We start from the raw sequence: 524 nt of genomic DNA, 5'->3' as shown, positions 1-524 counted from the left end.
GTTAAAGCACAACATGGGTAACGCAAAGCTCTTGGCTAAGCGCAACAGAAAATGCTTGGCGCTGCCCATCTAACTCCACCGCAAGTTGGTAGAGATCTTTCGGATCGGGGTCATTCAAATCAGCGTATTTAGGCGCTTCGATCTGAAATAACGCACTGGCATGATCGGCGCGCACATCAATTGGAATATGGTAAGTCATACCATCAAACTTCACTGATGCCGAGACCAGACCCGGCACAAAAGTCTGATAGTAAAGATCCACTTTAAACTCACAACCCCCACCGTGGTGCCAGATTTGTTCGGTCGCGACACGCTCTAAACGTACGTTGCGAATAAACTGCAGGTAAGGCACTTGCCACACGCCTAAGCGGTCATCGCTTTTTCTATATTCATGATCAGACAGCGAACACAGCTCAGGTTTATCTTCATCAAACAAAAGATCTTCGTCTTCCTCTAAGAACAAGATTTCAAAGCGGTTACGCCCCATTTGCATGTAAGGGCGAATGTCTTTCTTGTAGACATTC

At 46.6% G+C, this 524-nt stretch carries 1 protein-coding gene; it reads right to left on the bottom strand.

The genetic code is table 11. The features are described from left to right. Position 1: 1 nt before the first annotated feature. Positions 2-524 (bottom strand): hypothetical protein (locus R8O10_RS27355; protein WP_318192254.1); only part of this gene is annotated, 523 nt, incomplete at its 5' end.

It is taken from the genome of Vibrio sp. 1727 (assembly GCF_033344415.1).
Classification (GTDB): Bacteria; Pseudomonadota; Gammaproteobacteria; order Enterobacterales; family Vibrionaceae; genus Vibrio; species Vibrio alginolyticus.
Note: the sequence above shows the minus strand (reverse complement) of the source record. Positions and strands in the feature narration are given on the sequence as shown.